The sequence below is a fragment of the Aeoliella straminimaris genome (genome assembly GCF_024054565.1).
GTDB classification, from domain to species: domain Bacteria; phylum Planctomycetota; class Planctomycetia; order Pirellulales; family Lacipirellulaceae; genus Aeoliella; species Aeoliella straminimaris.
In genome coordinates, this window is record NZ_JAMXLR010000061.1 from 312,976 (window position 1) to 323,391 (window position 10,416).

Genomic DNA, 10,416 nt, shown 5'->3' on the forward strand with positions numbered 1-10,416 from the left:
GGCCGACGATTTTGCTGAAACTCAGCAGCCACGCCACAGGGTACAATAAACGTCGCCACCCGGCGAACACCAAAGCGAACAGCCACGCTTTCACCCTACTCTGCCCCCACCGGCTCCATGTATCCTCGGCTCAGGATCGATATCACCTGGCGCGACCTGCTGCGGGCGGTGGGCTATTCGCTTTCGCCCCGCCGTGTGGAAGTCGACCTGGGGCCCGAGTCACTGGTAACGCTATCGGTTCGTTCGGCGTTCGATCTGTTACTCTCGGCGCTCGACCTGCCCAGTGGCAGCGAGGTCCTGCTGAGCGAGGTCACGGTGCCCCATATGGCCCGCATCGTACGCGAGCACGACCTGCTGCCGGTGGCAGTGCCCATCGAGCCGCGCACGCTCACAGTGCACGTCGACGAAGTCGCGCGGCGACTCACGCCCCGCACCCGACTATTGGTTGTGGCTCACTTGTACGGCTCGCGCATGCCGCTGGACGAAATCGGCGCGCTGTGCCGAGAGCGGGGAGTGTTGCTGGTGGAGGACTGCGCCCAGGCGCTCGCAACAGGCACACTCACCCGCCACGCTGCGGCCGCCGCCAGCCTGTACAGCTTCGGCCCCATCAAGACGGCCACCGCGCTCGGTGGTGGGGTCGCCCTGGTGAAAGACACGACGCTGCGGCAACAGATGCAGGCCATCTCCCGCCAGTGGCCGCGGCAATCGACGGCCAGCTACCTGATGCGGGTCATGAAGATGGGTGGACTAAAATTGCTCTCCAGCCGCCCCCTGTTTTCCGCGCTTGTCTGGTTGATCGATCACACCGGCGGCGACGCCGATGCGTTCGTCGGACACTCCGCCCGCGGCTTCCCCGACGAGTCGCTCTTTCAGCACCTGCGGCAACAACCTTGTGCAGCGCTGGTGCGGTTGATGGCCCATCGCCTGCAGCACTTCAACCTTGCACACATCGCGGAGCGCACCGAACGAGGTCGCAAGCTATCCGATTCCCTTGGTGAGAATAGCTACGCCGCCGGATGCGACAATCCCACACACACGTTTTGGGTATTTCCGTTGGTGTGCGAGCAGACAGACGAAGTCGTGCAAACCCTCCGCCGGGCAGGCTTCGACGCCTCACAACACTCGGGCCTGACCGTGGTGGATGGCGACGCCCCAGACCACTGGTTCCACCGCACAGTGTTCGTTCCCCACGACCAGCAGGTGCCGGAGGGGCAGTTGGCGGGCTGTGGCGATATCGTCGGTCGATCCCAAGATTGAAGCCCAAGGCCGCCAGAGAGAAGCTTAGAGGAGGCAGATGGCTTCAATGTGGCAATCCGCGTCGGCCTAAGCACGTCGGGCTAACACTCGGGCGACAAACTAGCCCACAGAAAGGATTGAGATTCTATAAAAATTCCCACAAAGAGCGAGTCGGGCACTCCTGAAGGCGGTCGATACCTGCCGTCCGCCAGGAGGTGAATCGATGCAGTTTCATTGACCTTTGCAAAGGGGGCAATTATTATACCAATTTACCAGGTCGTAATTGGATAATAGTTGTTTTGCTTGAGACGCACGCACGCGTCTAAGACAACTCGACATTTGGAATTGGCCGGACGACTAGACAATGCTCTATGACACCGCCAGCACACAATAGATTAATTACTTGCCGAATTGCTCTGCTGCCATTCGGACTGCTGAAGCTTGCGGCTTGGAGACGGGCAAGAACTTGTTCGCCATAAGACTTCAAGCAGTGCCCGCGTTTTCCGCAGTGACCGGATCATCGAGAGCACTTCGCCTTTGGGCAAACCCCGTATCCAGAGCCGTTCGCTTACAGGCTGTCTGCGCAGCTTGTTGCTCAGCACAACCGATTGAAATTCAATGACCAGTCAGTTCGCGTTCTTCAAGCCGATGGGCCAGATTACTCTGCGTGCCTTCTCGATTACCGTCATTGCGACTGTGCAATTTGCCTTTATCCAAGTGCAAGCAGATGACACACCGCCGAACATCATCATGATTCTGGCGGACGACCAGTCGTGGAACGGTACGTCAGTTCGTATGATTCCGGACGATCCCAGATCGGCAAGCGATTTCTACCAAACTCCAAACTTGGAAGCGTTAGCTGCAGGCGGCATGCGATTTTCCGACGCTTACTCGGCGGCGTCGATCTGTTCTCCAACTCGCTCGGCGCTCCTAACAGGTCGCAGTCCCGGACAATTGAGCGTGACTGACATTGTACACCCGGCTGGTGTGCGTTCCTTTGCCCCCTTGCCCTTGGTGCCAGTAGAGTGGCGATCGCTCGACACGTCGTTTGAAACGCTTCCAATGAGAGTAAAGGGGGGAAATGCCAACTACGTGACTGGGCACATTGGAAAATGGCATATGGAACCCGATGCCCCCCTACTGATGGGCTACGACTATTTCGATTTTGCGTCGCGCGATCCTGAAATCGGCAAGGAAGATCCGGGAAGTGTTTTCACCAGAACAGAGGCCGCAGTCTCCTTTATTGATGACCGCGTGGCCTCTAGCGAACCGTTCTTTCTCTCGTTAGCTCATTTCGCTGTTCACGAGCCTATCGAAGGGCAAGCGTCGGTGATCGAGAAGTACGAAGCTATGGAACCCGGTTCTATCCACAAGAGTGCAACCTATGCCGCCTTTACGGAAGCGCTCGATACCGCGGTAGGCCAGTTGATTGACCACGTTGACAGCTTGGGGCTCTCTGACAACACGTATATCATTTACGCGTCAGACAATGGCGCTGCGAACCGGTACAGCCTGAATACACCATTGAATGGCCAGAAGCAGCATTTGATGGAAGGTGGCATCAGAACGCCTCTAATCATCAGTGGTCCTGGCATTGCCGCGAACTCGCTTAGCCGAACGCCTGTCACAACGGTGGACCTCTACGCCACGATCAGCGACTTGGCCGGAAATTCATCCGAGTTTCAAGAAGGAATAGAGGGTGCAAGCCTTCGGCCGCTCCTGGAGAACAACGGCGAACTCCCTGCCGGAGTCGAGTTCTTGGAACGACAGTACTCCGAAAATGGCGCCATCTTCTTCGCGCAACCGCAGAATATGGGGATATCTGCGAACTATCGCGTACGGCCGATGTACGCAGTGCGAGCCGGCGATTACAAACTGCTACGCATACAAGGAGAAAACGGGAATCCTGATAGGGATTACTTATTCGATCTAAGTGCCACGTTCACGGAAACCGAAACGTCCTCCAGTGTTGATTTGTCCGCAAGCAATCCAGCGAAAACGGCCGAACTTGCTCAATTGCTGGACAATTGGATTCAAGATGCGGATGTTTCGTTAGCCTACGATGTGGCAAAACCCACAGAAATTGTTTGGCGTGGGGACCAGTTGGGGAACAATGCCGATACTTGGCGCGCGGTAACGGATATCGATCACCGATGGCGAGAGTCCTTTGAGAAGGTCGACGACGCCGACCTACCACAGCAAGTTTCGGTTCAGTCGCATCTTGTAAACGCACCAGCAAGAGCGATTGAATTCACGGGCGACGATGGGCTGGGGCGGAGATTCTTTCATGTTGGTGAGCGCACTGAGCGATGTTGTGGCGATCGATTTCCATCCGGCGAGGCCGATTTCGACCATTCGGTCACGTTTGAAGCACTTGTCCGCCTGGACGACATGACACAGGACCACATGTTGTTTGAAACCGGCACGACGGGGCAAGGGCTGTCCTTGACCATTGGAGATGCAGACGGCGACGGAACACACAGTGATGTCCGCTTCCGAGTTGTCTCATCGCTGGGCGACCAGCTTGAAGTAACAGGCAAGCTTGACCAATTTGCATCGCCCACTCGCGACTTTGTCTTGATAAGCTCCGTCATCAGCGATGATCCGAATGATCGCTACATCGAACTCTTTGTTAACGGATCCAGCATTGGTCGCACCGACGGCGTGTCAGGCGATACGATGCTGCTTTGGGACCAGTACTTAAAAGGATTCGATGTCGCCAGGCTAGGGAGTTCAGCTGCCGGCAGCATGGGCGGGAACTCTGGTGCAGGGGCGTTGCCTTTCACTGGCGGCAGTCTTAGGGGCGAACTCGGGTACTTCAGGTTCTCTAATCTCGCCAGTACTCCCGCTGAAATTCAGGAGTCTTACTCCGCTTTGCTGGCAAGCCCTGCGTACGGAGTTTCCACAACGACCGGAGTTGTCGATATCCCCACTAGTCGCCCGGTCAGTGTCGCCTCTGGCGACTTTGAGCTGGATGGGTCTATTCGGTTACTTCATGAGCGTGTAGGTGAGTTCGAAGGGCAAGGCATTGTGGATGTGGTCGCAACACGGGACGCTGAAGTTATCCTTGGTGCAGGATCGCAAGGCGGCAACAATGTGCTGCACGCTGGCACGCGCTACGCAAGCTATTTGGTGCACTACGACGGTAGTGACGGAGCGCAAGGTGATGTGTCACTAGTGGGCTCGATGTCGTTTGACGTTCCCATCGTTGGCTTACTTTTCGAAGAGTCCAGCCTCGACGCAACGGACCTCCTATTTGGCGTAGCTGGACGGTTCGATACCGGCGATCGAAGCCTCTTAAACAATGGAGAAGGTGTGTTTCGGATAAGCGAAGATCTTCGCACGTTGGAATTCGACATGACGATTGATGCCGATATGCTGACTCAGCTCCGAATACTGACCTTAGCGGTTCCGATGTTGGCCGGGGATTTCAACAATGATGGTTATGTAGACACGTCAGATTATCAGCTGTGGCGGACGGAGTTCGGATCGGCGACTGCCTCTAGTGCAGATGGAAATCTTGATGGACGAGTGGACATAGCTGACTACACGATTTGGCGCAACAATTTGGGCGCGTCATTGCAGGCCCCCAACGCCGGCTCGAACTCTGTTCCAGAGCCGACGGGAGTACTGCTTGCGGTTGGATTCGCGTTCTGCCTGCTGCGGACGCTCCGTCCAACTTCGCTGCAGCTGAATATGGCTGCCTGAAACTGCTCTCACGCCGTCCACTCTTCGCGACGCTGGCTTGCTCAATTCACCACACTGGATATCGCGCCTCACAACACTCGGGCCTGACCGTGGTGGATGGCGACGCCCCAGACCACTGGTTCCACCGCACCGTGTTCGTTCCCCACGACCAGCAGGTGCCGGAGGGTGAACTGGAGCAAATTGGGGAGACGCTGGCAACCAACCGTGGCTAGCAGTATTTTAGGAGTTCTTTCCCTTCGGATTCGGAAAGCCGACGATGGTCTTTCTGGCATTCGGACGACCTGCTTTGCAAGCCAATCGGCCGTGAGATAGTATGGCATTCAGCGGCTGGCCGCACTTTGCCAGCTACCAGGGCAGCGACCGCTGCTGCCGTGCTTCATCACCATTGTTTGTCGCTTCATAACTGGAGAACTTGGGTAGCCAGACATCATCGCAATCGTGCTACCCGAGCCTGCTCCAGAGATCGATTTGAAATGCCCCGAATTCGCTTGATGGCTCTCGCCGCCGCCGCGGTGTTGAGTCTCGCTATCGCTGAATCGAGTCTCGCGGTCACCTCCAGTTGGACCCTCGCAGGGCCAGACACCGATTGGTCCACCCCCGACAACTGGGACAATGGCGTGCCGCAACTGCCGGGCGATGTGGCCCTGCTGCCTGGCGCCACGGACCTGACGGGCATGCCCGTGGTCACCGGTCCGGTGAGTCTTGGCGAGTTGCACTTTGCGACCGAGGGAGGACTCAGTTCGGTATCGGGTAGTTCGGTCCTTACGTTCGACCAACCCGGCGACGACCCGGCGCGCATCCTTCTCGATTCGAACGAGCCGGCCTGGAATGCCTCGATTGCCACCCCGTGGGCGATTGCCGATGGGGAGACGCTCGAGATTGTACTGCCGGAGGGAAGCAGTCTGGAGTTTTCCGGCGGGCTGGTGTCGCCTGGAGGCGACGTCGCGGTATCTGGAGGCGGCCAGGTAGTGCTCTCGGCAGCCTCTCCCGACTGGAATGGCTCTCTGCTTGTCGACGACGGTTCCCTTCAAGTGGAAGACGTGAACGCCCTGGCTGGTTCCCAACTGGTTCGCGTTGCCGAAAGGAGCACGCTGACATTCCTCTCGCAGTACGATACCAGGCAGCGGGGCGAATACTACGTATTTCCTCAGATCGTGCTAGCGGGAGGAGCTTTGCAGGCTGTCAGCTCAGACTCGTCCATCACTTCCACGTTGGTCATGGCCAACATCGAGCTGGAAAGCGATAGTACCTTTAAGTCAGCAAACCGCGACTATCTCCGCATCACGGGCACCATCACCGGTGCAGGCGGTCTGCATTTTGAGCCAATTGCTGACTCGGAGTATTCCCAGTCCGTAACCATCGATGGCCCAACGTCGTACCAAGGTCCAACCTACATCCCAGCTGGCATGGCGGTCGACTTCACCCACCCGGAAGCCATGGGCGACAACAGCTCGGGGACGTTCGTTGACGGAGGCGTCCTGGGACTGGACGGTGGAGGGGGAGGTGAGGACATTCGTGTGGCGGTTGGCAAGCTTTTGTTGACAGCAAGCGACAATCCCTATTCTCACAACATCATGTTGATGCAAGGCAGCATCCTACATGCGGTTCCCTTGAACGGTGATGACGAAGCCCACGCGATTCTCACTACACCGGTTCTTTACGAAGGCAGTGCCCAACTTGGAGAATCCCCCTATTCGAGCGCCACACTCGATCTGCGGGGAGGCGTACAAGGAACTGGATCCTTGCACCTGGACGAAGACGTCGACATCAGCGGCGAGTCGCAAATCCGAGGAGACATTTTCGTCCACGGCCGCGGTCCGCATGTCTTCTCAGGCAAGCTCCATCAGGCGGGTGACGTCTACTCTGTAAACGGTGGAGCCCTTCAACTTGCCGGCGACCTCGGCGCTCCGCGTGGCAGTTTTTATGTCATGGTTAGCGGCAATAGAATATCGAGCATGCGTGTCAGTCACGACAACATACTGGAAGCAGTAACACTCGACCCCCGGCTTTTAGAATACGAAGGTTATTTCGATGACTCGCCGATCAGCGTGGTCGATGGCGCAACACTTACCATTTCAGACAAGCTGCAGTTCTTCGGCGGTGTCCTTAGTGGACGCTTCGCAGGGCAACAGGTACTCACAAAGAAAGACACTACGCCAGGATTCTTGGTAGACATCGCCGGTTCCGAGTTCAAGCGAGTTGACGTTGAGCGCGGATCCCTTACCATCTCTGGAGATGCGGGAGTGACTCCATCCGATATTCACCTCAGCGGTCACTTCTCGAGTGCCGTGATCATCGACACTTCTACCGACTACTTAGGCGACATCTATCTCCATAACACCAATGGCTCGGCCCAAAGACTATTAAATACCGATTGGAGGCCCACGCAAGCAACGCTGACTCTGTGGGACAATACCGCCCTTCGCGGCGAGATCTTTCTTGGCGACCAAGGTAGTTCGATCGCTGGGCTCACTGGTTCTACACTGGCGCCCGAGGCGAAGATTCATGGCGGCGAACTCACCATCCGTGGGCCGGAACTGACTATCCAGGGGGGCCAGCATACCTACACCGGCGCGACGCGAATAAACAGCAGAAACGTGGTGCTGGAGGGCGAGGGACGACTCAACTCGACAAGCATGATCATCGGCTCCAATCGACTCAGCACTACTGGTGGACGAGCCGCACTCGTGCTCGACAACAGCGCGCTAGGCGCTCACAACGATCGCATTCCCGACGCCACGCCAGTTTACACTGACGGGATGCGGTTTGAGCTAATTGGCAGTTCGACCGAATCGGCAACCGAAACGCTGGGCGTGGTTCGAGGCACGCGAGGTATCAGCGACATCGTCGTCACGCACCCCGATGGAGGCCCAGGCACGACGACGCTCCGCATCAACTCGCTCGAGCGTGAGCAAGGCGCAATGGTCCAGTTTCATCGCCAAGGAAACGGAGCCCGCATTGAGCTGGGCACTTCTCCGACGCTTGACAATGGACTACTCGGCGGCTGGGCGCGCTATGGTGGAGACGACTTTGCCACTTATGGTCTCAGTGGCGTGGTCGCGTACAGCGATCTCTACTCGTATGCGACCGACCTTGCGACGGCCACGGACACGGACAATGTAGACCTGCTTCACGCAGCCCCCACACTTATTTCGGATAAGAACATTAACGCGTTGCGAGTGCGCGGAACCAACATCGACTTAAACGGGCATACGCTCGTGCTCGAAAGCGGAGGCTTGCACGACGTCGACTACCTGCAATCAACCATTAGCGGCCCCGGCGAGCTCACTGCCGGCGTCGACTCGGGTGGTGAGCTGTTCATCAGCGGCAATCACCGCATCGAGGCGGACATCGTCGACAACGGCGACATACCGGTTGGTTTGACCTACTCCAACACCTTCGACGAAGGCAGTGCGTACCTGACTCTAAGTGGCAAAAACACGTACAGCGGTCCGACCACAGTCAACTCCAGCTCGAATAATGCAGTACTCGAGATCGTCAGTTCCACTGCGCTCCCGGAAGGCGGTGACGTCCGACTCAACGGTGGTGACTTGCGGCTCAACTTCGACTCCAACGAACCACTCCATTTGGGTGAATTGGTGGTTCGTGATGCCGCCACTGTTGGTTCGACCAATGGATCATCCCCTATTATTCAACCTACCAGCATCGTGCTCGAATCGGGCGGTATTGGGGCACGACTCGTAGGCGAGGCGCCAATCGTGAAGACCGGGCTCGATACGTTCTCTGTCGTTCTCGCTGGGCATTCCGGACCGGTCGATATACAGCAGGGTATCCTCATCACTAGCGACATTGGTGAAGCCCCGCTCGATGACGGCCATGCCGTTACGATCCGTCAGGGAGCTCAGTTATCTGGAACTACGGACACCGTCTTCGCGGGCCGTAAAATTCGGCTGGACGGCGGCTCGATATTCAATCAGAGACGCGGTGGAGTTTCAGCCCCAATCGAAGTGCTGGCAGGCGGAGGGACGCTACAGCTGGGAAGTGACACTAACATGATCACCAGCGCAATTACCGGCAGCGGCACGCTCACCGTCGATGGTGCCTACGGAGACAATCGCATGAAGTTCAACGCCGATCTGAATGCGTTCACGGGCGACCTATTGTTCACCGGTGGATACACCACTGTTTCGGCCACTAGTCCAGACTATTCAGGGAACGTCACCATCGCTGGAGCATCTGTATACATCGACCGGTTGTACACTTTTGGCGACAGCAAGGTGACCATCACGCCCGATGGAATGCTCGACTTCGGTAGCAATGTCTTGTCGGACATCGACTTGAACGGTGGTGTCATCAGTTTCCGTGGCACACTGAGAGGTGACCTGAACGTCTTGGCCGACTCCCGTTTCTTCCTGCTGCGCCCCAGTGGCTCATACAACAATCCCGCATCGCGTCTCGCTAGTACCACGCGACTGCACGACGGAGTCACCCTCAGCGTGCTAGGCAATCCTGCAACTTCCGCCGGCGCAATCCACTATCTCCGCCAAGGGCGACGCGAACAACTTGAGATCACCGGCCAGCTGATCGTCGACGGCACAGCGACCCTTACGTCCTTCGACTCGTTGGTAACACTATCCGGAACCATCGAACCTGGCGCTGACAACTCCACGCTCCGCCTGGAAGGCAACAACACCTTCACGCTAAGTCCCTCCATCCAACTCACAGAAGGACGCCGGTTAACTCTACTCGACGATGGACAGCCGGCAGACCTTCTCTTCACCACGCCCCAAAGCATCTCCGGCGAGGGAATTCTGGAAGCCAATGTGACCACCAAAACGAGTGCCACGATCGCGCCCGGCGACTCGCTCGGCATGCTGACTATCGATGGCGATCTGACGTTTGATTCGGGCACCCAGTACGTCTGGGAGGTCGATGGTGCTGGCGCGAGCCCGGGCGAGGGGTGGGACCTGCTGAACGTGACCGGGACGCTGACGTTCCAGAACACGGCATTCGTGCGGCCACCTTCGTCGGTGAAACTGGTCGAATCGGGGGAGCCGCTTGCCCATGAGTCCAACGAATGGCTCATCGCCTCGGCAGGCCAGATCGAAGGCTTCGACCCCGACCGCCTTCAGATCATCACCAGCGGGCTATCGGGCGGCTTCAGCGCCAGCGACTTCGCGATCGAGCAACGCGGCAACGAGCTCTACCTGGTGCTGTCGGCAGTCCTGCCGGGCGACTTCAATTTGGACGGACTGGTCGACCTGGCCGACTACATCGTGTGGCGCAACAACCTGGGCAGCACTAGCGACGAAGCGATCAACTACGCTGGCGATTCCACGCCCGGCGTGGGACCGGGTGACTACCAGGTGTGGAAGGACAACTTCGGCACACCTGGCTCGGCGTCGCTTGACGACTCAGCAGCGGCCGTGCCCGAGCCGGCGAGCGTCGCTTCGCTCTTGGGCCTCGGTGCACTCGGATGGGTGGCCTCGCGTCGTCGCCGTACTGCGCGGT

3 protein-coding genes are annotated in these 10,416 nt (G+C 57.8%); all 3 read left to right on the forward strand.

The window, feature by feature from the left end:
- Positions 1 to 117 precede the first annotated feature (117 nt).
- The gene (locus NG895_RS18430) at positions 118 to 1,257 is read left to right on the forward strand and encodes an aminotransferase class V-fold PLP-dependent enzyme (RefSeq protein WP_252853989.1); all 1,140 of its coding nucleotides are present in this window, start codon (positions 118 to 120) and stop codon (positions 1,255 to 1,257) included.
- Between the two features lie 597 nt (positions 1,258 to 1,854).
- Positions 1,855 to 4,944 (forward strand): sulfatase-like hydrolase/transferase, encoded by a 3,090-nt coding sequence (locus NG895_RS18435; protein WP_252853990.1) that lies wholly within the window; start codon positions 1,855 to 1,857, stop codon positions 4,942 to 4,944.
- A gap of 473 nt (positions 4,945 to 5,417) precedes the next feature.
- Positions 5,418 to 10,416, forward strand: a 4,999-nt coding sequence (locus NG895_RS18440) for a PEP-CTERM sorting domain-containing protein (protein WP_252853991.1), incomplete at its 3' end; no start/stop codon positions are given.